A 26,159-nucleotide genomic window follows, 5' to 3' on the forward strand; every position below is an offset into this window, starting at 1 on the left:
AACTAAAATAAGGTTCATGGCCGCGCGTTCAATGAGCACTGAAGCATGACAGGTATTGTTTAACGTTTCGTAAACACGTGGCGGACCAGCCTTCGGGGCGTCCGGCGAGCGGGGCGGCGACCAGAGTGTCCCCCTTCCAGACGGCGGGCGCGGCGAGAAGCGTGGTCCTCGGCAGGCTCGTCTCTCGCCAGTCAGTGCAGAGCGCGAGGCCGGATTCGCCGGTGGCGCGGATGCTCAGGCCTTTGATTTCCGGTCCTTCCAGACGCCACCGGTCATCCCAGTCCGTTCCCGGCGGGCAGACAAGCCCAGCCACGGCGGCGGGTTCGCGGCCGATCCGCAGCTCTCCGCGCGCGGTGGCGAACAGGCAACCGGAGAGCGCCATGGGCTTCCCCGCCGCCACTGCGTCCATCAGGCGCAGCATGGCGGCACCGCGCGGCGGGTAGTCGCCGCCCGCAACCCATCTGATCGCGGCCAGAAGGGCGCGGCGGCGGGTTTCGGCGGGCAGGGCCGCGAATTGGTCTGCCGGGATGACCAGATCTCCGGCCTCCGCGCGGACCATTCCGGCGACCTGCGCGGCGGCGGCGGCAGACAGCGTATCGCGGGCGCGGGCGAGGTTGCGGGCGGAGGTGGCCAGCGACTCCACCGTCAGGCCAAGCGGCTCCAGCGCCGTAAGCGCAGCACGGGCACGGGCGCGGTCATACTGCGGGTCGTCGTTGCTGGGGTCGTCGGCCCAGGTCACGCCGCGCCGGGTCAGCAGGGCGCGCAGGTCCGGGCGGCGCAGCGACAGCAGGGGGCGGAGGAACGTCACCTGCCCCTGCCTGCGCCGCGCATTCATCGCGGCAAGCCCATCCACCCCCGCCCCGCGCGCCAGCCGCATCAGCAGGGTTTCGGCCAGGTCGTCGGCGGTGTGGCCGAGGGCGATTTCGGGGATGTCACCGGCGGCGGCCCAGTCGGCCATCAGCGCATAGCGGGCGCGGCGGGCGCGATCGGGCAGGTTGCCGGTGCCGTCCCAGTGCCAGGTCAGAATGGTATGGTCGTGACCCAGATCATTGGCGACCCGGCGGACCATTTCCGCCTCTTCCGCCGCTTCGGGGCGCAGACCGTGGTTCACGGTGACGACATACAGCGCAGTGCCGGTGCCGGTGGCCCAGTCATGCAGGATGTGCAGAAGCGCAAGGCTGTCGCTGCCGCCCGAGACCGCGACGCCAAGGCGCGCGGGCGGGGCGGCAAGGGCCGAAGCCACCGCATCACGCGCGGCGGCGTCGGTGAGGGTCATGAGCAGCCCAGACGGGAGAGTTCGGCGTTTGCTTCACCCACGACGGCGGCGGTCGGGAAACGGACGGAGACCTCTTTCAGCGTCGTGCAGGCTTCGGGCCCCTGCCCCAGCTGGCCGAGCCCGCGACCCAGTCGGAACAGCGCGTCCGGAGCGGCGGGACCTTCCGGCGCGGTCGAGAAGGCGGAGAGATAGGCACGGGCGGCCTGGGTGATCTCCCCCTGCGCCTCCAGCGCCTTGCCCTTGCCGAGTTCGGCCTGCGCCTGCATCGGGGAGCCGGGGTAGGTCAGCAGGAACTTCTCGTAGGCGGCCAAGGCCTCCGCATGGGTTCCCGCGGCCAGCTTGGCCTCTGCCGCGTCGAAGTCGGCCTTTTCGGCCATCGCCATTTCCGCCCCCGCAGGCGCGGTGTCGGTCGTGGTGCCGATGGCGCCGGCAGGCGCGGGGGTGGTCCCGGCGGCGGGCATTTCGCCGCCGCCGAGGGTGGAGGTCTGACCCAGCTTGGAAACGTCGCCGCCCTCAAGCTCCACCAGCCGGAACTCAAGGTCCCCGATCCGGTTGGTGCCGTCCTTGACGACGGAGTTGATGCGGAATTCCAGCTCCTCGGTCTTGGAGGTGAGGCGCACGGCCTCGGCCTCCAGCTGGTCCATGCGTTCCAGAACCGACCCGCCGATGGTCGCGCCCGAGGCGGTGCGGGTGGTCGACAGCTCGCGCTTGAGCTTCTGGATTTCGACGTTCAGCACGGTCAGCTCCTGCCGGATGTCGGCAAGGGTCTGTTCACGCGACTGCGCGTTGGCCCCGAAGGGCAGCAGGGCAATCAGGGCCGAGGCGATGAGGATCCGCATCAGGAGACTCCGTTCAGCTGATGGCGCCTGCGGCCAGCACGGTCACGGCGCGGCGGTTCTTGGCATAGCAGGATTCGACCGAGCAGATCTCGATCGGGCGTTCCTTGCCGTAGGTCACGGTCTTGAGCCGCGCGCCCGACACGCCCTGCGTGATCAGGAATTCGCGGACCGCGTTGGCACGGCGGGCGCCGAGCGCGAGGTTGTATTCGCGCGTGCCCTGTTCGTCGGCGTGGCCTTCGATCACAGCGGTGTAGTCGGCGTTGGTGTTCAGCCACTGCGCCTGACCGGCCAGCACGACGCGGGCCTCGTCCGACAGGGTGGACTGGTCGACGGCAAAGAGCACGCGGTCGCCGACGCTCTGCTGGAAGTACAGCGGAGAGGTCGGGTCGCTGGCGGAACCGGGCTGGATCGACCCGTTCAGGCCGCCGTTGGCGCCACCGAGCGCGACGTCGTTGTCGAACTTTTCCTTCTGCGAGCAGGCGGAGAGGGCCAGAATGGCCATCAGCGTCAGCGCCGCGCGTTTCGTGTGTTTCATCTCGTGCCTCGTGGTCTTTGGTTAGCTGCACAATATCATGTGTCAGACGTGGGGGGAACTGGCCCTAATGGGGGCCGGATTTGGCAGGCGGTTATTTCTGGAGCGGCGACCACGACGGGTCGGATGCCGATCCCTCGGTCCGCACCTTCTTGAGGTTGCGGCCAGAAATATCGACGGAATAAAGCGACGCCGCCCCCTGTTCGCCCTGGCTTTCGCGGGTGAACATGATGACGCGGCCGTTCGGCGCCCAGGTCGGCCCTTCGTCGAGGAAGGAGGCGGTGAGAAGCCGCTCCTCGGACCCGTCCAGACGCATGACGCCGATGTGGAAGCGGCCCTTGCTTTGTTTGGTGAAGGCGACGAGGTCGCCGCGCGGGGACCAGACGGGGGTGCCGTAGCGGCCCTGGCCAAAGCTGATGCGGGTCGGTTCGCCCCCGCCCGCGGGCATCACGTAGAGCTGCTGCGTGCCGGAGCGGTCGGATTCGAAGACGATGCGCGATCCGTCCGGGGAGAAGCTTGGCGCGGTTTCGATCGACGGCGTATTGGTCAGGCGCACCGACTGGCCGGAGTTGATGTCCATCGAGTAGATGTCGGTGTTGCCGCCCTGTTCGAGCGAATAGACCACCGTCTGCCCGTTCGGCGCGAAGCGGGGCGCGAAGGACATGGTGCCCTGCGGCGTCGCCAGCGTGCGCCGCCCGACCGAAGCGACGTCGAGCACGTAGATCTTCGGGAACCCGGTCTCGTAACTGGTGTAGAGCACCCGGTCGCCGGTCGGGGAGAAGCGCGGTGCCAGAACGATGGAAGAACTGTCGGTCAGGTACTGCGTGTTCGCTCCGTCGTAATCCATGATGGCGAGACGTTTCTTGCGGTCGTTCTTCGGCCCGTTTTCGGACACGTAGACGACGCGGCTGTCGAAATACGGTCCTTCGCCGGTGATGCGGGAATAGACCGCGTCGGCGACCTTGTGCGCCATGCGCCGCCAGCCCGCCGTGGTGCCAGAGAACTGGAGCCCGTCGCCCATCTCGGCCCCCGAGAAGACGTCGTAGAGGCGGAACTTCACGGTGATCTGCTGGCCGTTGACCGACACCGCGCCGGTAATCAGCGCCTGCGCGTTGATCGCCTTCCAGTCGGCATACTGCACCGGAGAGGAGAAGCTGGTGATCTTCGCGATATGGGCAGAGGCCGGGATTTCACGGAACAGGCCGGTGCCGGTCAGGTCCTCGGACACGACGCGGGTGATCTGGTTGGCCATGTCGGCGGCCGCGCCGCCTTCGGGCACGAAAGTGGGGACCGCGAACGGCAGGGGTTCTATCACGCCTTCGGTAATCTCGATCCGCAGGGGTTCGGCCCGCGCCTCTTCGGGGAGGGTGGCGGAGAGCACCGGCAGGGCGGCAAGCAGGGTCAGCAGTCTGGTCAGATGTGTCGTCATTTGATGCGCATCTTCTCCGGGTTGAACGTCATCTCAATTTCGCGCCATGTGTCGTACTTGTCGACCGGCAGGCCGAAGCCGTTGGCGCCGCAGCGGATAATGGCCCGGCGCGCAGCTTCGAACGCCTGGCGGGCGGCCTCGCCGGAGCCGCCGGACGATCCGACCATCTCGATCGTCTCGTTTTTCGGGCGGCCGTCCTCCGACATTGCCACGGACACCACGACAGTAGTGCGAAGCGCGTCGGTGGACAGGCTGCCGGTGTTCCAGCAGGCGGAGACGGCGACGCGCAGCGCCTCCTTCTCTCCGCTGGTCATGGGCGGGCCCTCGACGCCGGCGGGCGGTTCGGTGGTCTGCGAAGACCCCCCGGCCAGCGCCTTCGCCAGCGCGTCGGCGACGGCATCCTTCTGGTCGGCCGGCTTGGGCGCAGGCTTCTCTGCGGGCTTCTCTGCCGGCTTCTCTGCGGACTTCGGTTCGGGTTTGGGTTCCGGCTTCGGCTCGACCGCCGCCGTCTGGACCGGGCGGGCGGAGGGCGGGCGCTTGGATGATTTCGGCGGACCATCGCCCTTGTCGTCGGCCTCGGTCACGATACGGGTGGTCGCTTCCTCGGGGGCCTTCTCCTCCTCGGCCGGTTTCACTTCTTCCGCCTGTTCGGCGGGGGCGGTCGGGGCCTGCGGGGTTTCGGCAACCGACGTGTCCGGGTTCGGGCGCATCACCGGGCGGGGCGCAACGCGCGGGATATTGCGCGGCGCCTCGGCGGGCGTGTCGGGAAGGAGGACGGCTGTGTCCTCGGTCGTGTTCTCGGCCGGCGGCGTGATTTCGGGCGCGGCATCGGCGACCTCGGCCTGTGGCGTGGTCAGGTCGGGCGCTTCGGGCGCGGGTTCGGTGGCCGGGGCCTCCGTCACCTCGGGCTGCGCCTGTTCGGGGGGCGTGTCGGCGGCGGGGGTTTCGGGCGTGGCTTCGGCAGGCGCGGGCTGCGGCAGATCCGAGACCTCGGTCGTGGCTCCCGGCGGTACCTCGGCCGGGGTCAGCGCGGCGAATTCCTCGGGCGAGACGAGGGCGACGTCGGTGACTTCGACCGTCGGTTCGTCGGGCATGGAGAAACTGCCGAACAGCGCCCAGAGGAAGAAGGCCGCGTGACCTGCCCCCGATATGATGTGCCCCGTGTGCATCGCTAAACGGTCAGTTCCCGCCGCCCAGAGAGGGTCCGCCGGGGTCCGTCACCAGCCCGATGTTCTTGAACCCGCCCTTGTTGAGCGCGCCCATGACGTGCATGACCTGATCGTAGGGGACGGAGCCGTCGGCGCGCAGATAGATGCGGTCGCCCTCACGCTCGGCGGCTATGGCCTGAAGCTTGGGGATCAGGTCGTCACGGGCGGTTTCGGTGGTCTGGATCATGATGCCGCCATCCGCGGTAACGGTAACGGTCAGCGGTTCCTGCTGTTCGGTCGGCAGGGCGTTGGCGGCGGTTTCGGGCAGCTTGACCGGCACGCCGACGACCATGAGCGGCGCGGCGACCATGAAGATGATGAGCAGCACCAGCATCACGTCCACGAAGGGCGTGACGTTGATTTCGGCCATGGGGCGGGCGCGGCCGCCGTGGCGACGCCCCCTGCGGCCCCCGCCGCCCTGCTTACCAATGACGCCAGCGCCCATTCGTCAGGCGTCCAGCTGGCGCGAGAGGATGGTTGAGAATTCGTCGGCAAAGGCCTCGTAGCTGCCGACCAGACGGTCCGCATCGGTGGAGAGCTTGTTGTAGAAGATCACCGCCGGGATCGCCGCGACAAGACCGAGCGCGGTGGCGAGAAGCGCCTCCGCGATGCCAGGCGCGACGACGGCGAGGGAGGTGTTCTGGCTTTCCGCGATGCCGATGAAGGCGTGCATGATCCCCCAGACCGTCCCGAACAGCCCGACAAAGGGCGCAGTGGAGCCTACGGTGGCCAGCACCGGCAGGCCGGATTGCAGCCCCTCGGCCTCTTTCGCGATGGCGACGTCCATGGAGCGGTCGATGCGGGCCTGGGCGCCGGCGATCATCTGGCCGTCCTCGCGCTGCGAACGGTGCCATTCGGTCATCCCGGAGGCAAAGACGCGATGCGCGCGTCCGGGCGGGTTCGGCCCGATCTGTTCGTAGAATTCGTCCAGCGGCTCACCGGACCAGAAGGCGCGGTCGAAGGTGTTCGCCTCACCGCGCGCTGCGCGGTAGGTGATGATCTTCTGGATGATGATCGACCACGACCAGAAGGACGCGGCGATCAGCATCAGCATCACCAGCTTCACGGTGAAGGTTGCACGTGCAAATAGCGCCCACATGGAAAAATCCGCGTGTTGCGCGAGGGCCAGGGTTTCGCTTTCCATTCCGCCTGCTCGTCAGAAACAATCTATCGGGCCGTTCTTTGCGGCCTCGTTGACCCGTTACATACCGGATCTCAAGCGGGATCGCCAACACATTGGCGCGAGCGCACGTTACATCAGGGCATTAATGCATCAGCAGGCGGATATTCGCCGGGAGCCGGGCGGGATGGCCGGTTTCGTTTATGGCGACAACGGTGACATGGGCGGTGAAGAGCGTCTCCCCGCCCCGCATGACGTCCTGTTTCAGCATGATGCGCGCGCCGGTGACGGCTTCGGTGGAGGTGAGCACCTCGAGTTCGTCATCGTAATGCGCGGGGTGGAGGTAGTCGGCCTCGATCCGGCGGACGGCAAAGACCACGCCGGTGTCCTCTTTCATCCGCCGCTGGTCGATGCCGAGGGTTCGGATCCATTCGCTTCGGGCCCGTTCGATGAAGCGGAGGTAGTTGGCGTAGTAGACGATCCCGGCAAGGTCGGTGTCCTCATAGTAGACGCGCAGGGTGAAGCGGTGAGTCATGCGGGGGGCCTTCCGGGGGGTGTTCTGGGGGGGGGTGTCCTGGGGTTACGCCGCCAAGCGTGATGCAATTACCGGGCAAACAGTCGGCACGATCCGACGTGCCGGCGGGCGGGATTTATCATCCGTAGGGTTATTCACGATCTTCCTACCCCTCCATCCGCGACATCCGCGCGAACAGCCGGAGCGCATGCACCGGGTCCGTCGCACTTTCCGGCATAACCGGATCATAGGCCGATTGCAGCAGCCCCGCCGTGTTCGGGTGCAGCCGCGCCACCGCGTCGCTGCCCCGGATCAGGGGCGAACGGGTGGCGAAGGCGTGCGGACCCCAGTCGAGCAGCATCTTTGCGGCCTGTTCCAGACCGATCTCCTCGGCCGGCAGGCGGGCGCTCTCGGCGGTGAGGCGCAGGAAGACGAAGGCCGCGCGGATCGCCCCGCCCTCGTCGAAGCGGAACAGCCTGTACTGGGTCGCCTGCGCCGCGATCAGTCGGGGGACCAGCGCACCGAGTTCGGGCAGCATCCGGTCCAGGTTATCGAGCCCCGTCAGCTCCTCCCAGTCCTTCAGGAAGAAGATCATGAGATTGGTGCCCAGCTCCGGATCAACCTCGGCCATCTGGTGACCGGCGGCCATCACCACAGCCTCGATCGCGCCCTTGAGCGGGGGGAGGCTCTGTTCCTCGACGCCGAAGATCACCGGCACGATCGGGCGGCCCCATCTGGCGAAATGGTAGCTGCCATCGTCACGGGTGAAGAAGCGTGCGATTTCCTCGGGTTCGGGCGGGGACATGACGGTCATCGGGCGGTCCGGTTCCTGCGGGTCCCCGGACTTTTGCCCGCTGTGACGATGCGCGCAAGCGAAACCGGGATCAGCCGTCGAACAGCGTTCCCTGCCCTGCTGCCCGCGGCGGTTCCAGCCCGATGTGCCGCCAGCCCTTTGCCGCAAGCATCCGACCCCGCGGGGTGCGCTGGATCAGGGCCTGCTGCAGGAGGTAGGGTTCGATCACCTCTTCCACCGCGTCGCGGCTTTCCGACAGCGCGGCGCAGAGGGTTTCGATGCCGACGGGGCCGCCCTGGTAATCCTCACCAATCATCTTCAGATAGCGCCGGTCCGCGCCGTCCAGGCCCAGGTGATCGACGCCGAGCCGGGTGAGAGAGCTGTCGGCCAGTGCGCGGGTGATGGTGCCGTCCCCCTCCACCACCGCGAAGTCGACGACACGGCGCAGCAGGCGGCCGGCGATGCGGGGGGTGCCCCTTGCCCGCCGCGCGATCTCGCGCGCGCCATCGGGGTCGGCGGGGGCACCCATCTTGCGGGCGTTGCGGGTGACGATCTCGTGCAGTTCGTCCTCCGTGTAGAACTGAAGCCGGGTCGGGATTCCGAAACGGTCCCTCAGCGGCGTGGTCAGGAGGCCGAGCCGCGTGGTCGCACCAACCAGCGTGAAGGGCTGAAGTTCGATGCGCACGGTGCGCGCGGCGGGACCTTCGCCGATGACGAGGTCGAGTTCGAAGTCCTCGAGCGCGGGATAGAGCACCTCTTCCACCGCCGGGTTCAGGCGGTGAATCTCGTCGATGAAGAGAACGTCGCGGGCTTCGAGGTTGGTCAGAATGGCGGCAAGGTCGCCCGCCTTGGCCAGCACGGGGCCGGAGGTCATGCGGAAATTCACGCCAAGCTCGCGCGCCATGATCTGCGCCAGCGTGGTCTTGCCGAGTCCGGGGGGACCGTGGAAGAGCGTGTGATCCATCGCCTCTCCCCGCTGCCGGGCGGACTGGATGAAGACCTTCAGGTTCGCGCGCGCCTCCTGCTGGCCGATGAAGTCGTCGAGCGTCTGCGGACGCAGCGCGCGGGTATCGTCGGCGTCCTCGGGCAGGCGGTCGGGGCGGAGGGTGGGATCGGAGCTCATATCAGCGCGACTATAGTCCTTCGGCACGAGCGGCGCGCCATCCCATCACGCAGAAACCGAGCATGGCGAGGTTGGCAACGAAGTCGATCGCCATCCCGGCCGAAAACAGCGGTTCGACGTAAAGGAACCAGTAGTTGAATACGAAGAAGGGCAGCAGGGCGAGCCCGTAAGCCAGAAAGCTCCACCGCGTGAACCGGGAGGTCAGGATGAAGATGGAGCAGAGCACGGCCTGAGCGCCGAACGCGCCGAGCGCGACACTGAGGATGCGATCGTCCAGCCGGACCTCGGGGCGGAAGGCGACCCACTGCACCGACGTGGGACAGAGCAGCGCCCAGGCCCCGAGGATCAGGAAGGGAACGGCAATCAGGACCTGCCAGGTTCGGGCCGATCGCGTCATGCCGTGTCCTTTGGTGCAAGCGCCTTGAGCGCCAGCCTGATCAGGGCCGGGGTTTCGGCGTCGGGGCTGTCTCCGGCCGCCTGCGCCACCGCCGTCGCGGCCTCAGACGGGGAATAGCCGAGGTTGGCGAGAGCCGAGAGCGCTTCGGCCTGTGCTGCGCCCGAGGTACGGGGCGGTGTCGCCTTTGCCGCCGGGGTGACGGGCACCGGCTCGATCACCGCATCATCGTCGGCGGGGGAAGCGGGGGCGGTTCCGCCCATGGCCATGACTGCGGGGGCCTTGTCCTTCAGTTCCAGCACGATGCGCTGCGCGGTCTTGGGGCCGATCCCCTTGGCCGCCTTGACGGAGGTCTGGTCGCCGAGCGCAATCGCGCGCGACAGCCCGTCCGCGCCAAGCGCGCCGAGGATCGCCAGCGCGCCCTTGGCCCCGACCCCCTGCACGGAGGTCAGCAGGCGGAACCATTCCTTCTCCACCAGCGTCGGAAAGCCGTAGAGCTGAAGCAGGTCCTCGCGCACGATCAGGTCGGTGTACAGCGCCGCCGCCTCTCCGGCGCGGGGCAGCGCGGCGAGGGTTCGGTCCGAGACGAAGACGATGTAACCGACGCCGCGCACGTCGATCAGGACGTGATCGGGGCCGCGCATGTCGATGCGCCCTGCGAGACGGCCGATCATGCGCGTGCCCCGGCGGCGCGGGACAAGGCGGCGGCCGACCCGAGGTGATGGGCGTGGCAGATCGCGATGGCCAGCGCGTCCGCGGCATCGGGGCCCGAGAAGTCGACGCCGGGAAGCTGCAGGCGAACCATGTGCTGCACCTGCTCCTTCGCCGCATGGCCGACACCGACAACGGATTTCTTGATGGTGTTGGGCGCGTATTCCCCGACACTCAGCCCGTGCTGCGCCGGGACCAGCATCGCGATTCCCCTCGCCTGCCCCAGCTTCAGCGTGCTGGCCCCGCTGGAGTTGACGAAGACCTGTTCGACAGCGGCGGCGTCGGGGGCGTGCAGGGTGAAGACCGCGCTCAGCGCGACATGCAGGGCGTGCAGGCGGTCAGCCATGTCGGTACCGGTTCCGTGGCACTGGCCATTGGCCACGTGGCTGATTCGGCTGCCCTGGACGGAGATCACGCCCCAGCCAAGGCTGCGCAGGCCCGGATCGATGCCGATGACTTTCAAACTGCCCCCTCGCTGCCCTGCGGCGTTGTCCTTTTGGCAACAGATAGCACGAAACGGGAACATCCGCCAATAGCCAAGCTGCGGTCCCCGCAGGGCGGAAAAATGACCCTCGGACTGCGGCTCCGGCGCGGGCGGCTGAATTGCGACCCGAGAAGGCACAAAAACGACTCGGCCGAGGCCTATAAATTAACCACCCGTCAATGCTTTAGGCAAATCTGCGAGCCATGCAGCCATGGCATGGGCGTCATGCAAAAACGCTGCTTCCATGGGCGCATATGCTCCAATATTGGGCGGTTTGAAAACTTAGCGCATCACCAGAGAAAGACCTGCATATGTCCGTCTACAACATGACCCCCAAGGCCAGCACCGGCCTCGTTTCCGTCTACGGCCACCTCGGCCGTGCCGTATCCAACATCCACCTCGCCATCCGCGACTGGAACGATCGTCGCATCACCCGCAAGCTGCTTGGCAGCCTGACCGACCGCGAACTGGCCGACATCGGCCTGATGCGCGGGGAGATCGACAGCCTCTCCTGACTGTCTCTCCACATCTGGCGATGAGTTCGGACCGCGTTCCCGCAAGGGACGCGGTCTTTGCTTTTGCGGCGTGTGGTGGATCGCGGATGCAAATGCCCGGCGCGGGGACCGGGCTGCACGGGTGTCAGGCGAAGAAGCGGATGATGTCGTAGACCAGGATGGTCACCGGATCGATACGCATCAGATAGGCGCCGATGCGGTCCATCGCGTCGCCGGCCTGCATCGCATCCAGCTTGGCGCCGTAGACCCCGAAGCCAAGCGTATAAAGCAGGAAGCCTTTGAAGGTCAGCAACACGAAGGCCATGATCATCACCGCGCGCAGCGGGATCATCCTGCCAATCTTGCGGCGGCGCACCCCGGTCGGGGTGAGCTTCATCAGGCCACTGGAATCGACCTCCAGCCGGTGCCCTTCGTCGAGCGCGGCCTTCTTCTCGTCCAGCCGCGCAAGGCGGCGGTCGAAATGCGCGAACCCGTCCTTCATATCCGTCCTGCTCCTGCGGATTTTTCTCTGACAGGCAGGTTAGGTAAGGATTGCGGCCAGAATTTGACCGAAGCGGGTCAGAGCGGGCGTTGCAGAAGCAGTGTGGTCCAGTCGCCGATCTGCTCGGCCTCGACCTGCGCGACTCCGGCGGCGGCATAGGCGGCGGCGACCTCCGCAGCCTGCTCGTTCAGCAGGCCGGACAGGATCGCGTGGCCTCCGGGTGCGAGGTGCCGCGCGAGGTCGGGCGCAAGGTCGATCAGCGGTCCCTTCAGGATATTGGCGAAGATCAGACCATAGGGCGCCTGCGCGGCGATTTCTGGATGGTCGAAGCCGGTCGCCTCGAGGCAGGTCACGCGGCCGGCCATGTCGTTTGCGGCAAGGTTGGCCTCCGACACCTCCACCGCCACCGGGTCGATGTCCGACGCAACGGGCGTGCCGGGCCAGACCTTCGCGGCGGCCATGGCCAGCACGGCGGTGCCGCAGCCGATGTCCGCGACGCGGTCGGTGCTGACGCCCCGGGTGACCAGCCGGTCCAGCGCGCGAAGGCATCCCTGCGTGGTGTCATGGTGGCCGGTGCCGAAGGCCATTGCGGCCTCGATCAGCAGGGGGACGCAGTCGTCGGGCACGGTATCGGCGTCGTGGCTGCCGTAAAGGTAGAAACGCCCGGCGCGCACGGGGGCGAGTTCGCGCTTCACCTTGGCGACCCAGTCGGTTTCCGGCAGTTCGGAGACGACGAAGGGCTTCGCCCCGTTGATCGTCGCCAGCAGGGCCAGCCCGGCTTCGTCCGGCTTCTCCGTGAAATAGCCGCCGACCTCCCAGAGACCGGAGTCGTCCTCGATCTCGAACACGCCGACCCCGTAGGGTTCGGGAGTCAGGGTCTCCATCCCCTCGCCAAGCGCCTCGGCCGCCTGTTTGCCGGTAAGGGTGGTGTAGGCGGTGAAGGTGGGCATGTCGGATCCTCTCTGGTCGTCCCCGCGCCTAGTCGGGACGCCGCGCGGCGTCAAGCGCCGCTCACTCTGCCGGGGCGGGCAGCGCGGGGGTGAAGATCGTCTCGTGTCCGGGCTGCGGGTGCCGCGGGATCAGCAGCGCCAGCAGGAAGGAACAGGCGGCAAGACCGGCCGCCAGAAAGAACACCGCGCCGGGCGACAGCAGCCAGAGCGCGCCGAGCGCGGCGGGCAGGAAGACCGCGGCGATATGGTTGATCGTGAAGGCGACGGCGGCGGTCGGCGCGATGTCACCGGGATCGGCGATCTTCTGGAAGTAGGTCTTCAGCGCCAGCGCCAGTCCGAACAGCAGGTTGTCGATGACATAGAGCGCCGCCGCCAGGGCCACGCCCCAGGCAAAGTAGTAGATGCCGCCATACAGCAGGAAGACGATGACCAGCCCGACGTATTCGAACCGCAGCACCCTCGCCTCGCCGAAATAGGCCACGGCGCGGCCCATCTGGGGGGCGATCAGCATGTTCGCGACGAGGTTGATGAGAAACAGGCCCGTGACCTCGTGCACGTCGAAACCGAAGCGTTCGACCATCATGAAACCGGCGAAGACGACGAAGATCTGCCGCCGCGCGCCCGCCATGAACTGCAGCAGGTAATACAGCCAGTAGCGGCGGCGCAGGATCATCTTCTTGACCTGCGGATTGGGCGCCTCGAACTGCGGATAGGCGATCATGGCGAATATGGCGATGGCCGCCGTGACCCCGCCGGAGATCAGGTAAACGATGTTGTAGGTCAGCCCGAGCGGATCCCAGAGCAGCATGATCAACCCGTAGGACACCAGCGTCGCCGCCGACCCGGTGGCCAGCAGCTTGCCCAGAACCTTCGGCGCCTCGGCCCGCGTCAACCACTGCAGCTGCAGCGACTGGTTCACCGTCTCGTAATAGTGGAAGCCGATGGAGCTGAGCATGGTGATCGTCAGGATCCCGCCAAGCGACGGAAACCAGGCGGTGATCGCCGTCGCCACGCCGAGCAGCGCCAGTGAAACAAGGCCAAGCACCTGTTCGCGCACGAAGATGATGATGGCGATGACCCCGATGGCGAGAAATCCGGGGATCTCGCGCACCGTATGCAGCCAGCCGATGTCCTGCCCGTCGAACTGGGCGACCTCGATGACGAAGTTGTTCAGCAGCGCCGACCAGGTCGCGAAGGCGATCGGCATGGCGGCGGCCATGAGGAACAGCAGGGTCCGGGGCCTGCGCCAGAGCGGCAGGTTGCCGGCATCTTCGAGTTTGATTGCGCGAGTCATGTATTTTGCCTTACGCCCATTTTCCGGGCTTGGCGAGTACTCGCGCACGCACACCGGCCTCTTTGGTTTTGCAAATATCCTGGGGGGAGCCGCAGGCGGGGGGCAACGCCCCCCTCGCTATACGCAGGCCGTCAGAAGAACGATTGCGGGTCGATGTCGACCGCGACGCGCAGGTCGCGGTCGGGGCGCAGCTGGCCGACCCATTTCGCCATGGCCGCCTGCAGTGCGACGCCCTTGTCGGCCTTGACCAGCATGCGCACCCGGTGGCGGCCCCGGACCCGCGCGATCGGTGCGGGGGCGGGCCCGAAGACCTGCGCGGAGATCGCAGCCAGCGGCGCGGTGCGGCGGGCGAGGTCCTGTCCGGCGCGGAAGGCCGCGGCCTCGTCCGTGGCCGACAGGATCACCGCGGCGAGGCGGCCGTAGGGGGGCATGCCTGCCAGGCGGCGGGCCTCGGCCTCGGCTGACCAGAAGGCCTCCTCGTCTCCGGTCAGGATGGCGCGGATCACCGGGTGGTCGGGCTGGTGCGTCTGGAGCAGCGCCTCGCCCGGGGTCTCGGCCCGCCCGGCCCGACCCGCAACCTGGCGCATCAGCTGGAAGGTGCGCTCGGCAGCCCGCAGGTCCGAGCCCTGCAGCCCGAGGTCGGCGTCGATCACACCGACCAGCGTGAGCCGGGGGAAGTTGTGCCCCTTGGCCACCAGCTGCGTGCCGATGACGATGTCGATGTCGCCTTCGGCAATGTCGGCAATCGCCTGCTTCAGCGCGCGGGCAGAGGTGAAGAGGTCCGACGACAGCACAGCCGCCCTGGCCTCGGGGAAGGCCACCGCGACCTCCTCCGCCAGTCGCTCGACGCCGGGGCCGACGGCGGCGAGCTTGCCCTCGACCTTGCAGGAGGGGCAGGCTTCGGGCAGCGGCTTGGTCTCACCGCACTGGTGGCAGACGAGCCGCTTGAGAAAGCGGTGTTCGACCATGCGTGCGTCGCAATGGTCGCAGCCGATCTGCTCCCCGCAGGCCCGGCAGACGGTGACCGGGGCATAGCCGCGCCGGTTCAGGAACAGCAGCGACTGTTCGCCCTTTTCCATCCGCGCGGTGACGGCGCGGGCGAGGGAGGGGGAGATCCAGCGACCGGGGCTCAGGTCCTCGGCCCGCATGTCGATGGCGCGCATCTCCGGAAGGACGGCGGCACCGAAACGCGCGTCGAGGTCGACACGGTCGTATTTGCCCGCATCGGCATTGGCCCAGGTTTCGAGCGAGGGCGTGGCGGAGGCCAGCACCACCCGCGCCCCGGCGATGGAGGCGCGCAGTACCGACATGTCACGCGCGTTGTAAAGCACCCCGTCCTCCTGCTTGTAGGAGGTGTCGTGTTCCTCATCCACGACGATCAGGCCAAGGTCGCGGAAGGGCAGGAACAGGGCGGATCGCGCGCCGACCACCAGCTGTGCCGCCCCCTGCCCCACCATCTTCCACGCCCGGCGGCGTTCGGTCATCGTCACGCCGGAATGCCATTCGACAGGCTTCGCGCCAAAGCGCTGTTCGACGCGGGCAAGGAACTGTTCGGAGAGCGCGATTTCTGGCAGCAGCACCAGCGCCTGACGCCCGGCGGCGATGCAGGCGGCGATGGCTTCAAGGTAAACTTCCGTCTTGCCGGACCCGGTGACACCGCGCAGCAGAGTCGTGCCGTATCCGCCCCTGCGGACGCCCTCGGCGATGCGCCCGGCGGCCTCGGCCTGACCATCGGTCAGGGCGTTGCCACGGCGGTCCGTGTCCATCGGCGGATAGGGGGTGTCGCGGGGGGCCTGTTCTTCCCGAACCGCGCCCTGCTTGACCATGCCCTTGACGACGGAGGAGGTGGCGCCGGCCATGTCGCTCAGTTCCTTCAGGGTGAAGGAGAGGCCGCCGTAGTCGTTCAGCACGTTCAGCACGCGGCGACGGGCGTCGGTCATGCGGTCGGGATCGGTGTCGCCAAGGCGATAGACCTTCTGCATCGAGGGCGGGTCGGACAGGCCCGGCGCGCGGGTGGCGAGCCGCAGCATCTGCGTCATGGGGGTCAGCGTGTAGTCGCCGGCGCGGATCAGGAATTCGCGCATTTCGTCCCGCATCGGGGCGGCGTCCAGCACGCGGGTCACGGGACGGATCTTCGCGGGATCGAAGTTGCCCTGTCCCGGCCCCCAGATCACGCCGAGCACCTGCCGCGGACCAAGCGGAACCTGAACGAAAGCCCCCTGCGCGCAGCCGCCCTCCGGCGCGCGGTAGTCGAGCAGCCGGTCCAGTGGCTGCGTCGTCAGGACGGCAACGAGGTCATCCGTATCGTAGAAATCCGGCTCCACCTGCCCCCCGGTCCTGCGCGCTGCCCTGTTCTAGGCAACCGGGACCCGGGGGACAAGCGGACCGAGGGAGCGGGTGCTCAGCGTCTCCGCCGAAGCAAGCCGAGGCCGAGCAGCGCGGAAGCGAGGATCGGCAGGCCCGCGGGCAGCGGCACGGCGGGCGTCGGATCGACGGCCCAGGACCCATTGGCACCGGTCCGGCGCCCTTCGTCCCAGTTAGCGAAATTGAAGCCGACACAGCCGGTCGGCTCCGTGCAGGCCAACTCGATTCCCTGATCCCATTTCGGCGTTCCAACCTCACCCGCAAAGAAACCGGAGCGCGTGATCAGGCGCTTGAAATTGTTGTCAGGAAAAAACGGGTTGAGGGAGTTCGGCACGGCGATATTCTGCAATTCGATCGTCCAGTCTGCGATATTGCCGGACGCGTCCGTGATGACCTCGAAACGCACGATCTCGTCCACGCCCATCGTGTAGGTGTTGCGACCATCGGTGAAGCTGAAGCCGGTCAGCAACCCCGTGATGTCCGTGGACGTTACATATTCCGGGAGCAGCGCGGCGGTCGTAAAGCTGCCGCTGATCTTGTCCGACGTGGTGTAGGTTCCGGGCACGGCAGCCGAATCCACGATCGTGTCGAAGGCGAGACCAACGTATTCGTAGGTGGCGGCGGCGGCAGAGGTCGCGGTGACGGCGCAGAAGGCCATGGTCGCAAGGGTGGTTGCCAATTTCTTCATACAAAATCCTCCTGAAAACCGGGGCGATGCCCCTTCGTGAAGCTTACCACAGGTCAACTGTTTTACCGAGTCCCGCGTGCCCCGCCGCATCGGGCTGCGCCGTTTCGACCTTTCGGCTCCGACCGTCATGCGCTAACAGTCCGCGAACCGCTCCAGACCGAAAGGGCCGATCATGAAGTTCTTCGTCGATACCGCAGACGTTCCCGCGATTGCCGAACTCAACGACCTCGGCATGGTCGACGGGGTGACCACCAACCCCTCGCTCATCAAGAAGTCCGGCCGCGATATTCTTGAGGTCACGAAAGAGATCTGCGACCTCGTCGAGGGCCCGGTCTCTGCCGAAGTCACCGCAACCGACGCGGACACGATGATCGCCGAGGGGCGCAAGCTGGCCAAGATCGCCGGCAACATCGCCGTGAAGGTCCCGCTGACCTGGGACGGGCTGAAGGCCTGCAAGGTGCTGACGGAAGAGGGCAACATGGTGAACGTGACGCTCTGCTTTTCGGCCAACCAGGCGCTGCTGGCGGCCAAGGCGGGGGCGACGTTCATATCTCCGTTCATCGGGCGGCTGGATGACATCAACCTCGACGGGCTGGATCTGATCGCCGACATCCGCACGATCTACGATAACTACGGGTACGAGACGGAGATACTCGCGGCCTCGATCAGGACGGTGAACCACATCTCCGACTGCGCGAAGATCGGGGCGGACGTCATCACCGCACCTCCGGCGGTCATCAAGTCGATGGTCAGCCATCCGCTGACCGACAAGGGGCTGGATGCTTTCCTGGCGGACATCAAGGCGGCGAAGATTTCGATTCTGTAAGGCCGAGCGAAGGAACCATCCTCACCGCGCAGGGTCATCCTCGGACGTGATCCGAGGATCTCCGGACGCGGTATCCTCCCGTCAAGCCGGAGGATGACGGCCCGCGGGGGTGGCGCGGGGTGACGGGAGAACCTCGGAGCGGGTCCGACGATGACGCGCATCCACGAAGTGCTACCAAAAGCCCTGTTCCCCTCAGGACTCACCCGGCAGAGATTTTCATCCTGAACAGCATTTGATCCCCACATCGCCGCCGCCTCTGCTATGCTCGGCAAAAAACGAACCGAGGCAGTGATGACCAGTTCCCCGAACATTGACGCCACCCTGCGCGAGAAGATCCTCGCCGAGCCTGCGGCGATTCTCGACGACCGCGACCTGATGCACGCGCTGATCGCGGCCAACGACCGCGCCATCGGCAGCAATGTCGTGGACCTGCGCGGGATCGCGATGGAACGGCTGGAGGCGCGGCTGGACCGGCTGGAGGACACGCACCGGTCGGTGATCGCCGCGGCCTACGAGAACCTCGCCGGGACCAACCAGGTGCATCGCGCGGTGCTGCGGATGCTGGACCCGATGGATTTCGAAGCCTTCCTGCGCGACCTCGCCGGAGAGGTCGCGGACACGCTTGGCGTGGATCACATGCACCTTGTCCTTGAAACCGTGCAGACCGGCGACGACCCGGCGGTGAACCGGCTTGGCGGCGTGCTGCGCGTGGTACGGCCCGGCTTCTGCAACGACTATGCCGACGGCGGGCGCGGGGCGCCGCCGCGGCAGGTCACGCTGCGGCAGGTGCAGGCGGGCAATCGCACGATCTATGGCGAGGCGGCGGATTACGTGCGCTCGGAGGCCTGCCTGCGGCTCAACTTCGGCCCCGGGCGGCTGCCGGGGATGCTGGTCATGGGCGCGGAGGATCCGCATCAGTTCACGCCGCAGCACGGAACCGACCTGCTTGGCTTCTTCGCCGGGGTGTTCGAACGGCAGATGCGGCGCTGGCTGGACTGATGAGCCTGGCCATTTCCGAAGCGGCGCGCGATGCCCTGGAGGAATGGCTCTCGGGGCTGAAGTCGCTGCGCGGGGCGTCCCCGGCGACGCTGGATGCCTACCGGCGGGACCTTGCCGATTATCTGTCCTTCATGGCCGGGCATCACGGCGGACCGCAGGGGATCGCGGCGCTTGGCCGGGTGACGACATCGGACATGCGGGCCTGGATGGCGCGGGAACGCGGCGACGGGCTGGGCGCGCGTTCGCTGGCGCGCAAGCTGTCGGCGGTGAAGACCTTCTACCGCTGGCTCGCGCAGCGCGACGGGCTTGAGGTGACGCCGGTGCTGTCGGCGCGCTCACCGAAATACCAGCGCTCCCTCCCGCGGCCGCTGGCGGTCGATGCGGCGAAATCCGTCATCGACGCGGTCGGCACCGCCGACGGGCCGCCCTGGGTGGCGGCGCGGGATGCGGCGGTCATCACCCTGCTCTACGGCTGCGGGCTGCGGATTTCGGAGGCGCTGTCGCTGACGGTGGACGACCTGCCGCTTGGCGAGAGCCTGCGCATCACCGGCAAGGGCGGGAAGGAGCGGGTCGTGCCGCTGATCGCCCCGGCCCGGCGCGCGGTTGAAGCCTACGTGGCCATCCAGCCCCACGTGGTGACGCCCGGTGTGCCCCTGTTCCGTGCGGTGCGCGGCGGGGCCCTGTCGGCCCGGACTGTGCAGAAGGCCATGGCGCAGGCACGCATGGCGCTTGGCCTGCCGTCCTCTGCCACGCCGCATGCGATGCGCCATTCCTTCGCGACCCATCTGCTGAGCGCGGGCGGGGACCTGCGGTCTATCCAGGATCTGCTTGGCCATGCCTCACTGTCGACCACGCAGGTCTATACGGCGGTGGACACGGCGCGGCTGATGGAGGTGTACGAGGCGAGCCATCCGCGGGCGAAGGCACGGTAACGGGCGGCCCTCGCGTGGCGTCATCCACCGGCTTGACCGGGGAGGCTCCCCGGCATGAAGTCCTTGGATCATGCCCGGGGATGACCGCGGCGCAGGTACTTCACGCCGCCGCGGGGACTGTCTCCAGCCAGTCCGCCAGAACGTCTGAAACCGCCAGCGGGTCCTCCAGCGTCGGCAGGTGGCCGCAGCTGTCGAGACAGGCGTAGCTCGACAGCGGTGCGAGTTCCGCCATGAAGGCCTGCCGTTTTGGCGTGACCAGGGTGTCGTGGCGGCCGGCGATGATCTGCACCGGGCAGGTCGCGCGGTAAAGCGTTGACTGGTGATCCTTGCGCCGTTGCAGCGCGCGGGTGTGGGTCTGAAAGCCGGACAGGCCCCTTTCCATCGCCATCTCGGTATAATACTCCACCACCCCGGCGCGGGCCGGTCCCGGTGCCAGAGTCTCGGACGGGAGGGTGGCGCGGATGGCTTCCTCAAGACGCCCGGCGCGGGCCCGGATCAGCAGCGGCTCCCGGTCGGCGGAGACCTGCGGCGGGTCGGGAAAGACATCGGTGGAGATCAGGCAGAGCCGCTTCACCCGCTCCGGCGCCTTCCGCAGGATGTCGAGCGCCACGGTCCCGCCAAGCGACGCGCCGACCAGCACGAAGCGCGGCGGCAAGTTGGGCAGCAGGGCGGAAGCCATTTCCTCGCACCGTTCGCCGATCAGGGGGGCGTGGATGACGATGTGATCGCGGGACAGGGCAAAGGCCTGCGCGAGAAAAAGTCTCTGATCGCTGAGGTATCCCGGAAGGAATACGATCGGAACCGACATGGAAGGCCTGCTCTGCCCCTTTTTGTGGGAATCGTCGCATATCTGGGCAGCAGGTCAAGCCCCGCGGGCGTTATCTTTCTGCAATTGCGGCGGAAACCTGCATGACCATATCCTCGATCAGCGTCAGGCATTCGGGTGTGGAAAAGCGGTGGTCGGCCCCCTTCACCAGCGTCAGGCGGATGTCGGGGCCGGTCGCCCGGTCCATCAGACGGTGCGCGACCGACAGGTCGACGTCGGCGTCGGCGGTGCCCATGAGGAAACGGGTCGGAAAGGGCAGCGGGACGGGCGCGCGCAGCAGCAGGTGGTTGCGGCCGTCCTCGATCAGTTTCTTCGTGATGATGTAGGGCTCGCCGTATTCCGAGGGCAGCGCGACCTGTTCGACCATCTCGAGCGCGGTGCGCTGCGCCTCGTCGAAGCCGGCCCACATGCTGTCCTCCGTGAAGTCGGGGGCGGCGGCGATGGTGACAAGCCCGGCGATGCGGTCGGGGATGCGGCGGGTCATCAGGAGCGAGATCCAGCCGCCCATTGAAGACCCGACGAGGATCTGCGGGCCCTTGGTCAGCGCCTCTATCGCGGCCTCCGCGTCCTCGGCCCAGTCGCCGATGCAGCCGGCGGTGAATTCTCCGTCGCTTTCGCCGTGACCGGAATAGTCGAAGCGCAGGAAGGCCCGGCCCTCGCGTTTCGCCCAGTCCTCTAGCGCGACGGCCTTGGTCCCCTTCATGTCCGACTTGAACCCGCCGAGGAAGATCACCCCCGGCCCGTCGCCTTCGGTGCGCCGGTAGGCGATGCGGCGGCCCTGCGGCGTGCTGAGGTATGCGGGGTCGGTCATGTCGCTCTCCCTGTCGTCGCGCGGGACGGGTGTGCCACGGGCGGGGGCGCGGTGCAATGTCAGGTCTTCTCGACCTCCCGCAGGGTCAGGGCAAGCGCGCCGCCCGCCGCCGCCATCGCCGCAAAGCCCGCCACCGCCCATTCCGGCGCGACGGTGCCGAGGGTTCCACCGAAAGCGCCGACCGCCAGAAGGATCAGCCCGATGGAGAGGTTCGCCACGGCGGCATAGGTGGCGCGGTCGTCTACCGGCGACATGTCCACGAGGTAGGTGGACCGCCCCTGCCGGACCCCGTGGTACGCCAGCATCAGCACGAAAAGCACCGCCGGACCGGCCCAGGCGGTTGTGGCGAGGCCCAGTGCGGCCAGCCCCAACATCGCCGCCAGCGAAGTTGCCGCGATCGCCCCGGTCAGCGCCAGCACGATGCGGGAGGAGCGGTCGGACAACCGCCCCCAGACAAAGGAGCTGAGGAAGGAGGCCAGTGCGGAGGCCAGCACAAGCGCGCCGAGCTGGGAAAGCACGGTTTCGCCTTCTCCGGTCAGGACGACGATCCAGGGCGGGGCGAGCGCTGTGGAAACGAGCAGGCCGCGCACGAGGATGAATCGGCGCAGCGTGGCGTCCCGGCGCAGGACCGTGATGACCGGCGGGAAGGTTGCATCGGGATCAGGTTCCGCCTCCGGCTCCTCGAGCCGGGAGAACAGCGCGGCGGCGGTGAGCCAGAGCAGACCGGCAAGGGCGATGGCGATCAGCACCGGCGCGCGGTCCTGCAACAGGCCCGAGACAAGCAGAAGCGCGAAGATCACCACCCCGGCGGAGGCGACCGATCCGGCCAGCCCCGTCACCGCCCCGCGCCGGGTCTTTTCCACCGTGCGCCCCAGAACGTCCTTTGTCGAAACCGAACAGGCGGCGCGGGACACCGCCAGCAGGGCGAGCAGGCCGCAGATGGCCAGCCCCGCAGCCATTCCTTCCAGCAGAAGACCCGCCGCCGCGATTCCGAGGGCGGAAATCCCCTGCCCCGCCGACCCGGCAACCCAGATCCATTTGCGCTGACGCATCCGGTCCGTCAGCCCGGCAAAGATCACCTGCGGCAACAGCGCCCCGGCTTCCCGGATCGGCACCAGCGCGGCGGCCAGCGCGCCGGGCGCGCCGAGGGCGGTAATCAGCCAGCTGAGAACGAGCTTGGGGTCGATCAGCCCGTCGGCAACCTTAGTCAGGCTGAAGGAGCCGACGAAGCGAAGGCCGTTCCGGGCCTCCTGCGGGTCGGATGTGTCCTCCGCTCCGGTGATGCGGGAGAACAGGCTGCCGGGGCCGGTGTCGTCTGTGGCGGTCATGTCTCTCTCCGTTTTCATCACGCCTCCCGGCTTGACTTGTCCGGAGCAGCGATTCACTTAGGGCGGACCGACATACCCGCAACCGGGCGTTCCGTGGGCGCCAAACCGACGAGGAGGACTCTCATGTCCCAGATCACCCTCACCTTCCCCGATGGCAATACGCGCGAGGTCCCTGCCGGGATCACTCCGGCGCAGGTGGCGTCGGATATTTCGACCTCTCTCGGCAAGAAGGCGATCAGCGCGACCGTCAACGGCGCGCATTACGACCTCCAGTGGCCGATCGAGGGCAATGCCTCCATCGCGATCCACACGCTGCAGGACGACGCGCAGGCGCTGGAACTGATCCGTCACGACCTTGCGCACATCATGGCGCGGGCGGTGCAGGAGATCTGGCCGGACGTGAAAGTCACCATCGGGCCGGTCCGCGACTACGGGTGGTTCTACGACTTCGACCGGGCAGAGCCCTTTACGCCCGAGGACCTCGGCCAGATCGAGGCGAAGATGAAGGAGATCATCAACGCCCGCGACGCAGTGAAGACCGAAGTGTGGGACCGCGCCCGCGCCCGCAAGCACTACGAGGATACGGGCGAACCCTACAAGGTCGAGCTGTTGGATCGCATTCCGGGCGACGAACCGATCCGGATGTACTGGCACGGCGACTGGCAGGACCTCTGCCGGGGGCCGCATCTGCAATCGACGGGTCAGGTTCCGGCGGATGCGTTCAAGCTGACCCACGTCGCCGGGGCCTACTGGCTTGGGGATTCCTCCCGCCCGATGCTCCAGCGGATCTACGGCGTGGCGTTCAAGAATCGCGACGCGCTCAAGGCGCACATGACCATGCTGGAGGAGGCCGCAAAGCGCGATCACCGCAAGCTGGGCCGCGAAATGAACCTGTTCCACATGCAGGAGGAGGCTCCCGGGCAGGTCTTCTGGCACCCGAACGGCTGGACGATCTACACGACGCTTCAGGACTACATGCGCCGCAAGCAGCGCAAGGGCGGCTACGTGGAGGTCAACACGCCGCAGGTGGTGAACCGCAAGCTCTGGGAGGCCTCGGGCCACTGGGAGAACTATCAGGAAAACATGTTCATCGTCGAAGTGGACGAGGATCACGCGCGGGAAAAGACGATCAACGCGCTCAAGCCGATGAACTGCCCCTGTCACGTTCAGGTCTTCAACCACGGCATGAAGTCCTACCGCGACCTGCCGCTGCGCATGGCCGAATTCGGGTCGTGCAACCGGTATGAACCCTCGGGCGCGCTGCACGGGATCATGCGGGTGCGGGGCTTCACGCAGGACGACGGGCATATCTTCGCAACGGACGATCAGATCGAGTCGGAATGCGCGCGGTTCATCGCCTTTCTCGCCGAGATCTACGATGACCTCGGCTTCCACGACTGGACGATCAAGCTGTCCACCCGCCCCGAGAAACGTGTCGGCAGCGAGGAAAGCTGGGACCGGGTCGAGGCGGCGCTCGGCAATGCCTGCAAGGCGGCCGGCTATGACTATGAGCTGCTGGAGGGCGAAGGTGCCTTCTATGGTCCGAAGCTGGAATTCACCCTGACCGATGCGATCGGCCGGGAATGGCAGTGCGGCACCTTCCAGGTCGACCCGAACCTGCCCGAACGGCTGGATGCGGAATATGTCGGCGCGGACGGTGAAAAGCACCGGCCCGTGATGCTGCACCGCGCCGTGCTCGGCTCGTTCGAGCGGTTCATCGGGATCCTGATCGAGAACTCGGAAGGCAAGCTGCCGCTGTGGCTGGCGCCGCGGCAGGTCGTCGTGGCCTCCATCGTGTCGGACGCGGACGCCTACTGCCTTGAAGTGGTGGACGCGCTGAAGGCCGCCGGTATCCGGGCCGAGGCCGACCTGCGGAACGAGAAGATCAACTACAAGATCCGCGAGCATTCGGTCGGCAAGGTGCCCTATATCCTTGCCTGCGGGATGAAGGAGGTCGAAGAGCGCACGGTCTCCGTGAGGAAACTGGGCGAGAAGCAGACCTTCGGCGCCGGTCTGGACGAGATCGTCACGCGGCTTCGGGGTGAAGCGGCGGCACCGGATCAGCGGTAGCGGCATCGCACCGGAAAGGGGGCCACGAAGGCCCCCTTTGCATTTGCATGAGCGGCTTCAGGGCGCCCCGCCTCTCAGGCAGCGACGGCGATTCCGTCGAGGTCGCGCATCGCCACATCGTCCAGCGCGACCCCGGCCGCAGCGATAATATCGTGCAGATGCGTGACCGAAGATGTGCCGGGGATCAGCAGGATGTTCGGAGACCGCCGCAGCAGCCAGGCCAGCGCCACCTGCCGGGACGATGCGCCGACACGCGCGGCGATCTCGGACAGGCGGGTGGACTGCAGCGGGGCGAAACCTCCGAGCGGGAAGTAGGGCACGAAGGCGATGCCATCTCGTGCGAGCGCATCGACAAGCGCATCCTCCGCCCGGCTGGCAATGTTGTAGAGGTTCTGTACGCAGACGATGTCCACCATGCTCCGCGCCTCGGCCACCTGTGCGGGTGTGGCGTTGGAGATGCCGATGTGGCGGACCAGACCCTCGCGCTGCAGGTCGGCGAGGGCCAAGACCTGTTCCGCGACCGATCCTTCTGCGGTGCTCATGGCCGAGGCCATGACGCGCAGGTTTACCACGTCCAGCGCCTCGAGCCCGAGGTTCGTCAAGTTGTCGTGGACCGCCTGCCGCAGCTCCTTGGGGCTGTCAGCGCGCAGCCAGCCGCCTGCGGCGTCGCGCCGTGCGCCGATCTTGGTGACCAGCGTCAGGTCGTCGGGATAGGGGTGCAGCGCCTCGCGGATCAGACAGTTGGTCTGGTGCGGGCCGTAAAAATCGCTGGTGTCGATATGGGTGATCCCTGCGTCCAGCGCGGCGCGCAGCACAGCCTTGGCGGATGCGGGGTCCTTCGGCGGACCGAAGGCACGGGGACCGGACAGCTGCATGGCGCCATATCCCATACGCGTCACACTGCGGTCGCCAAGGCGGAAGGTGCCGGATGTCTCTGCGGGTTTCATGAGCTGTTCCTTTCGTGCCAGCCGTGTGCGACAGATATATGAAGCAACCTTCACATTCTGAATTCGCATTCCATGGTCCCCGAGATGACCGACCTAAACCCCCGGAAAGCCCCGGTTCAGCGACGCTCCGCCGCCACGGTGGAGGCGCTGCACACGGCGGCGATTCAGGTTCTGGTGCGCGAGGGTCTCGCCCGCTGCACGACGACGCGCGTGGCAGAGCGGGCCGGGGCGTCGGTCGGCAGCCTGTACCAGTATTATCCGAACCGCGACGCGCTGCTGTCGGCGGTGCTGGAGGAGCATCTGACAAGGGTCGCGGATGCCGTGGCCGGGGCCTGCATCGCAGCACGCGGCTGTCCGATCGGCGAGATGGCGGGGACGCTGGTGCGGGCCCTGCTGTCCGCGAAGCTGGCGGATCGGGAGGAGTCGCGCGCCCTGTACTCGGTGGCGGGGGAACGCGGCGGGCCGATGCTGGTGCGGGCGGCGCATGACCGGATGATCGCCGACGTGGCGTGCCTGCTCAAGACCGCGCCGGACCGGAGGGTGCGGCAGCCGGAGGTTGTGGCCTCCGTCCTGCTGAATGCCTTGTTCGGGCCGATCACCTCTGTCCTGAAGGACCAGACGCCCGCCCGGCTCGAGGCGCATCTGGAGGCGGAACTGATCCGCGTCGCCTCGTCCTACCTGAGAGCCGCGCCGACCGGTTGACGC

The 26,159-nt window shown here is 67.3% G+C and carries 28 protein-coding genes; 6 read left to right on the top strand and 22 right to left on the bottom strand.

The features are described from left to right. Window positions 1-28 precede the first annotated feature (28 nt). The 13 genes from tilS to ruvC all read right to left on the bottom strand — a co-directional run bounded on the left by tilS (window position 29) and on the right by ruvC (window position 10,402). On the bottom strand, window positions 29-1,276 hold the full coding sequence (gene tilS, locus IEV87_RS11175; protein WP_188477755.1) for a tRNA lysidine(34) synthetase TilS: 1,248 nt from the start codon (window positions 1,274-1,276) through the stop codon (window positions 29-31). Next, window positions 1,273-2,115 (bottom strand): tetratricopeptide repeat protein, encoded by an 843-nt coding sequence (locus tag IEV87_RS11180; protein WP_188477756.1) that lies wholly within the window; start codon window positions 2,113-2,115, stop codon window positions 1,273-1,275. The genes tilS and IEV87_RS11180 overlap by 4 nt, the downstream gene beginning before the upstream one ends. A 13-nt stretch (window positions 2,116-2,128) precedes the next feature. Beyond that, window positions 2,129-2,650 carry a peptidoglycan-associated lipoprotein Pal gene (gene pal, locus IEV87_RS11185; RefSeq protein WP_188477757.1) on the bottom strand — a complete coding sequence of 174 codons (522 nt, stop codon included), beginning with the start codon at window positions 2,648-2,650 and terminating at the stop codon, window positions 2,129-2,131. Between the two features lie 91 nt (window positions 2,651-2,741). Then, window positions 2,742-4,076, bottom strand: a complete 1,335-nt coding sequence (gene tolB / locus IEV87_RS11190) for a Tol-Pal system beta propeller repeat protein TolB (RefSeq protein ID WP_188477758.1) — start codon at window positions 4,074-4,076, stop codon at window positions 2,742-2,744. Continuing rightward, a complete protein-coding gene (locus IEV87_RS11195) occupies window positions 4,073-5,245 on the bottom strand; it encodes an energy transducer TonB (RefSeq protein WP_188477759.1) in 1,173 nt (390 codons plus the stop codon). Before IEV87_RS11195 ends, tolB begins: the two co-directional genes overlap by 4 nt. Window positions 5,246-5,255: 10 nt before the next feature. Further along, window positions 5,256-5,729 carry a protein TolR gene (gene tolR, locus IEV87_RS11200; RefSeq protein ID WP_188477760.1) on the bottom strand — a complete coding sequence of 158 codons (474 nt, stop codon included), beginning with the start codon at window positions 5,727-5,729 and terminating at the stop codon, window positions 5,256-5,258. Window positions 5,730-5,732: 3 nt separating this feature from the next. Then, entirely contained in the window at window positions 5,733-6,428 is a 696-nt protein-coding gene (gene tolQ / locus IEV87_RS11205; RefSeq protein WP_188477761.1) for a protein TolQ, read from the bottom strand. Window positions 6,429-6,549: 121 nt separating this feature from the next. Further along, window positions 6,550-6,939, bottom strand: a complete 390-nt coding sequence (ybgC, locus tag IEV87_RS11210; RefSeq protein ID WP_188477762.1) for a tol-pal system-associated acyl-CoA thioesterase — start codon at window positions 6,937-6,939, stop codon at window positions 6,550-6,552. A gap of 145 nt (window positions 6,940-7,084) precedes the next feature. Continuing rightward, window positions 7,085-7,732, bottom strand: coding sequence for a hypothetical protein (locus IEV87_RS11215; RefSeq protein ID WP_308419899.1), 648 nt, complete (start codon window positions 7,730-7,732; stop codon window positions 7,085-7,087). Window positions 7,733-7,802: 70 nt separating this feature from the next. Continuing rightward, complete coding sequence (gene ruvB, locus IEV87_RS11220; protein ID WP_188477763.1) at window positions 7,803-8,834, bottom strand: Holliday junction branch migration DNA helicase RuvB; 1,032 nt, start codon at window positions 8,832-8,834, stop codon at window positions 7,803-7,805. A gap of 10 nt (window positions 8,835-8,844) precedes the next feature. Beyond that, window positions 8,845-9,231 (bottom strand): hypothetical protein, encoded by a 387-nt coding sequence (locus IEV87_RS11225; RefSeq protein WP_188477764.1) that lies wholly within the window; start codon window positions 9,229-9,231, stop codon window positions 8,845-8,847. Then, a complete protein-coding gene (gene ruvA / locus IEV87_RS11230) occupies window positions 9,228-9,902 on the bottom strand; it encodes a Holliday junction branch migration protein RuvA (protein ID WP_188477765.1) in 675 nt (224 codons plus the stop codon). Before ruvA ends, IEV87_RS11225 begins: the two co-directional genes overlap by 4 nt. Further along, window positions 9,899-10,402 carry a crossover junction endodeoxyribonuclease RuvC gene (ruvC, locus tag IEV87_RS11235; protein ID WP_229737536.1) on the bottom strand — a complete coding sequence of 168 codons (504 nt, stop codon included), beginning with the start codon at window positions 10,400-10,402 and terminating at the stop codon, window positions 9,899-9,901. The genes ruvA and ruvC overlap by 4 nt, the downstream gene beginning before the upstream one ends. 332 nt (window positions 10,403-10,734) lie before the next feature. On the opposite strand from ruvC, the gene IEV87_RS11240 reads away from it, so the two are divergent. Continuing rightward, window positions 10,735-10,938 carry a DUF1127 domain-containing protein gene (locus IEV87_RS11240; RefSeq protein ID WP_188477767.1) on the top strand — a complete coding sequence of 68 codons (204 nt, stop codon included), beginning with the start codon at window positions 10,735-10,737 and terminating at the stop codon, window positions 10,936-10,938. A 124-nt stretch (window positions 10,939-11,062) separates the two neighbouring features. Here the strand turns inward: IEV87_RS11240 and IEV87_RS11245 are convergent, their stop codons facing one another. From IEV87_RS11245 to IEV87_RS11265, 5 genes are all read right to left on the bottom strand, one after another. Next, window positions 11,063-11,419, bottom strand: a complete 357-nt coding sequence (locus IEV87_RS11245) for a hypothetical protein (RefSeq protein ID WP_188477768.1) — start codon at window positions 11,417-11,419, stop codon at window positions 11,063-11,065. Window positions 11,420-11,496: 77 nt separating this feature from the next. Continuing rightward, window positions 11,497-12,369, bottom strand: a complete 873-nt coding sequence (locus IEV87_RS11250) for a 50S ribosomal protein L11 methyltransferase (protein ID WP_188477769.1) — start codon at window positions 12,367-12,369, stop codon at window positions 11,497-11,499. 61 nt (window positions 12,370-12,430) lie between these two features. Beyond that, window positions 12,431-13,663 carry an MFS transporter gene (locus IEV87_RS11255; protein ID WP_188477770.1) on the bottom strand — a complete coding sequence of 411 codons (1,233 nt, stop codon included), beginning with the start codon at window positions 13,661-13,663 and terminating at the stop codon, window positions 12,431-12,433. A 131-nt stretch (window positions 13,664-13,794) separates the two neighbouring features. Continuing rightward, window positions 13,795-15,987 carry a primosomal protein N' gene (locus IEV87_RS11260; RefSeq protein ID WP_188477771.1) on the bottom strand — a complete coding sequence of 731 codons (2,193 nt, stop codon included), beginning with the start codon at window positions 15,985-15,987 and terminating at the stop codon, window positions 13,795-13,797. A gap of 77 nt (window positions 15,988-16,064) precedes the next feature. Then, a complete protein-coding gene (locus IEV87_RS11265; protein WP_188477772.1) occupies window positions 16,065-16,715 on the bottom strand; it encodes a hypothetical protein in 651 nt (216 codons plus the stop codon). 172 nt (window positions 16,716-16,887) lie between these two features. Here IEV87_RS11265 and fsa point away from each other — a divergent pair, with 172 nt between their 5' ends. From fsa to IEV87_RS11280, 3 genes are all read left to right on the top strand, one after another. Then, window positions 16,888-17,541: a fructose-6-phosphate aldolase gene (gene fsa / locus IEV87_RS11270; protein WP_188477773.1), complete on the top strand. Its 654-nt coding sequence runs from the start codon at window positions 16,888-16,890 to the stop codon at window positions 17,539-17,541. A gap of 291 nt (window positions 17,542-17,832) precedes the next feature. Further along, window positions 17,833-18,540, top strand: coding sequence for a DUF484 family protein (locus IEV87_RS11275; RefSeq protein ID WP_188477774.1), 708 nt, complete (start codon window positions 17,833-17,835; stop codon window positions 18,538-18,540). Further along, the gene (locus IEV87_RS11280; protein ID WP_188477775.1) at window positions 18,540-19,472 is read left to right on the top strand and encodes a tyrosine recombinase XerC; all 933 of its coding nucleotides are present in this window, start codon (window positions 18,540-18,542) and stop codon (window positions 19,470-19,472) included. Before IEV87_RS11275 ends, IEV87_RS11280 begins: the two co-directional genes overlap by 1 nt. Before the next feature lie 100 nt (window positions 19,473-19,572). On the opposite strand, the gene IEV87_RS11285 is transcribed toward IEV87_RS11280, so the two are convergent. The 3 genes from IEV87_RS11285 to IEV87_RS11295 form a co-directional block, all read right to left on the bottom strand. Beyond that, on the bottom strand, window positions 19,573-20,280 hold the full coding sequence (locus IEV87_RS11285; RefSeq protein ID WP_188477776.1) for an alpha/beta fold hydrolase: 708 nt from the start codon (window positions 20,278-20,280) through the stop codon (window positions 19,573-19,575). A gap of 70 nt (window positions 20,281-20,350) precedes the next feature. Further along, complete coding sequence (locus tag IEV87_RS11290; RefSeq protein ID WP_188477777.1) at window positions 20,351-21,109, bottom strand: alpha/beta fold hydrolase; 759 nt, start codon at window positions 21,107-21,109, stop codon at window positions 20,351-20,353. Between the two features lie 59 nt (window positions 21,110-21,168). Continuing rightward, entirely contained in the window at window positions 21,169-22,437 is a 1,269-nt protein-coding gene (locus tag IEV87_RS11295; RefSeq protein ID WP_188477778.1) for an MFS transporter, read from the bottom strand. A 123-nt stretch (window positions 22,438-22,560) separates the two neighbouring features. On the opposite strand from IEV87_RS11295, the gene thrS reads away from it, so the two are divergent. Beyond that, on the top strand, window positions 22,561-24,507 hold the full coding sequence (thrS, locus tag IEV87_RS11300) for a threonine--tRNA ligase (RefSeq protein ID WP_188477779.1): 1,947 nt from the start codon (window positions 22,561-22,563) through the stop codon (window positions 24,505-24,507). Window positions 24,508-24,581: 74 nt separating this feature from the next. Here the strand turns inward: thrS and IEV87_RS11305 are convergent, their stop codons facing one another. Continuing rightward, the gene (locus tag IEV87_RS11305) at window positions 24,582-25,454 is read right to left on the bottom strand and encodes an oxidoreductase (protein WP_188477780.1); all 873 of its coding nucleotides are present in this window, start codon (window positions 25,452-25,454) and stop codon (window positions 24,582-24,584) included. A gap of 84 nt (window positions 25,455-25,538) precedes the next feature. Here IEV87_RS11305 and IEV87_RS11310 point away from each other — a divergent pair, with 84 nt between their 5' ends. Beyond that, complete coding sequence (locus IEV87_RS11310) at window positions 25,539-26,156, top strand: TetR/AcrR family transcriptional regulator (protein WP_188477781.1); 618 nt, start codon at window positions 25,539-25,541, stop codon at window positions 26,154-26,156. Window positions 26,157-26,159 lie beyond the last annotated feature (3 nt).

Origin of the sequence: Primorskyibacter flagellatus (assembly GCF_014638275.1) — a bacterium.
GTDB classification, from domain to species: Bacteria; Pseudomonadota; Alphaproteobacteria; order Rhodobacterales; family Rhodobacteraceae; genus Pseudooceanicola; species Pseudooceanicola flagellatus_A.

Coding starts and splice junctions, on each gene's coding strand:
- tilS (WP_188477755.1), bottom strand. CDS start 1,276: ATGACCCTCACCGACGCCGCCGCGCGTGATGCGGTGGCTTCGGCCCTT.
- IEV87_RS11180 (WP_188477756.1), bottom strand. CDS start 2,115: ATGCGGATCCTCATCGCCTCGGCCCTGATTGCCCTGCTGCCCTTCGGG.
- pal (WP_188477757.1), bottom strand. CDS start 2,650: ATGAAACACACGAAACGCGCGGCGCTGACGCTGATGGCCATTCTGGCC.
- tolB (WP_188477758.1), bottom strand. CDS start 4,076: ATGACGACACATCTGACCAGACTGCTGACCCTGCTTGCCGCCCTGCCG.
- IEV87_RS11195 (WP_188477759.1), bottom strand. CDS start 5,245: ATGCACACGGGGCACATCATATCGGGGGCAGGTCACGCGGCCTTCTTC.
- tolR (WP_188477760.1), bottom strand. CDS start 5,729: ATGGGCGCTGGCGTCATTGGTAAGCAGGGCGGCGGGGGCCGCAGGGGG.
- tolQ (WP_188477761.1), bottom strand. CDS start 6,428: ATGGAAAGCGAAACCCTGGCCCTCGCGCAACACGCGGATTTTTCCATG.
- ybgC (WP_188477762.1), bottom strand. CDS start 6,939: ATGACTCACCGCTTCACCCTGCGCGTCTACTATGAGGACACCGACCTT.
- IEV87_RS11215 (WP_308419899.1), bottom strand. CDS start 7,732: ATGACCGTCATGTCCCCGCCCGAACCCGAGGAAATCGCACGCTTCTTC.
- ruvB (WP_188477763.1), bottom strand. CDS start 8,834: ATGAGCTCCGATCCCACCCTCCGCCCCGACCGCCTGCCCGAGGACGCC.
- IEV87_RS11225 (WP_188477764.1), bottom strand. CDS start 9,231: ATGACGCGATCGGCCCGAACCTGGCAGGTCCTGATTGCCGTTCCCTTC.
- ruvA (WP_188477765.1), bottom strand. CDS start 9,902: ATGATCGGCCGTCTCGCAGGGCGCATCGACATGCGCGGCCCCGATCAC.
- IEV87_RS11240 (WP_188477767.1), top strand. CDS start 10,735: ATGTCCGTCTACAACATGACCCCCAAGGCCAGCACCGGCCTCGTTTCC.
- IEV87_RS11245 (WP_188477768.1), bottom strand. CDS start 11,419: ATGAAGGACGGGTTCGCGCATTTCGACCGCCGCCTTGCGCGGCTGGAC.
- IEV87_RS11250 (WP_188477769.1), bottom strand. CDS start 12,369: ATGCCCACCTTCACCGCCTACACCACCCTTACCGGCAAACAGGCGGCC.
- IEV87_RS11255 (WP_188477770.1), bottom strand. CDS start 13,663: ATGACTCGCGCAATCAAACTCGAAGATGCCGGCAACCTGCCGCTCTGG.
- IEV87_RS11265 (WP_188477772.1), bottom strand. CDS start 16,715: ATGAAGAAATTGGCAACCACCCTTGCGACCATGGCCTTCTGCGCCGTC.
- fsa (WP_188477773.1), top strand. CDS start 16,888: ATGAAGTTCTTCGTCGATACCGCAGACGTTCCCGCGATTGCCGAACTC.
- IEV87_RS11275 (WP_188477774.1), top strand. CDS start 17,833: ATGACCAGTTCCCCGAACATTGACGCCACCCTGCGCGAGAAGATCCTC.
- IEV87_RS11280 (WP_188477775.1), top strand. CDS start 18,540: ATGAGCCTGGCCATTTCCGAAGCGGCGCGCGATGCCCTGGAGGAATGG.
- IEV87_RS11285 (WP_188477776.1), bottom strand. CDS start 20,280: ATGTCGGTTCCGATCGTATTCCTTCCGGGATACCTCAGCGATCAGAGA.
- IEV87_RS11290 (WP_188477777.1), bottom strand. CDS start 21,109: ATGACCGACCCCGCATACCTCAGCACGCCGCAGGGCCGCCGCATCGCC.
- IEV87_RS11295 (WP_188477778.1), bottom strand. CDS start 22,437: ATGACCGCCACAGACGACACCGGCCCCGGCAGCCTGTTCTCCCGCATC.
- thrS (WP_188477779.1), top strand. CDS start 22,561: ATGTCCCAGATCACCCTCACCTTCCCCGATGGCAATACGCGCGAGGTC.
- IEV87_RS11305 (WP_188477780.1), bottom strand. CDS start 25,454: ATGAAACCCGCAGAGACATCCGGCACCTTCCGCCTTGGCGACCGCAGT.
- IEV87_RS11310 (WP_188477781.1), top strand. CDS start 25,539: ATGACCGACCTAAACCCCCGGAAAGCCCCGGTTCAGCGACGCTCCGCC.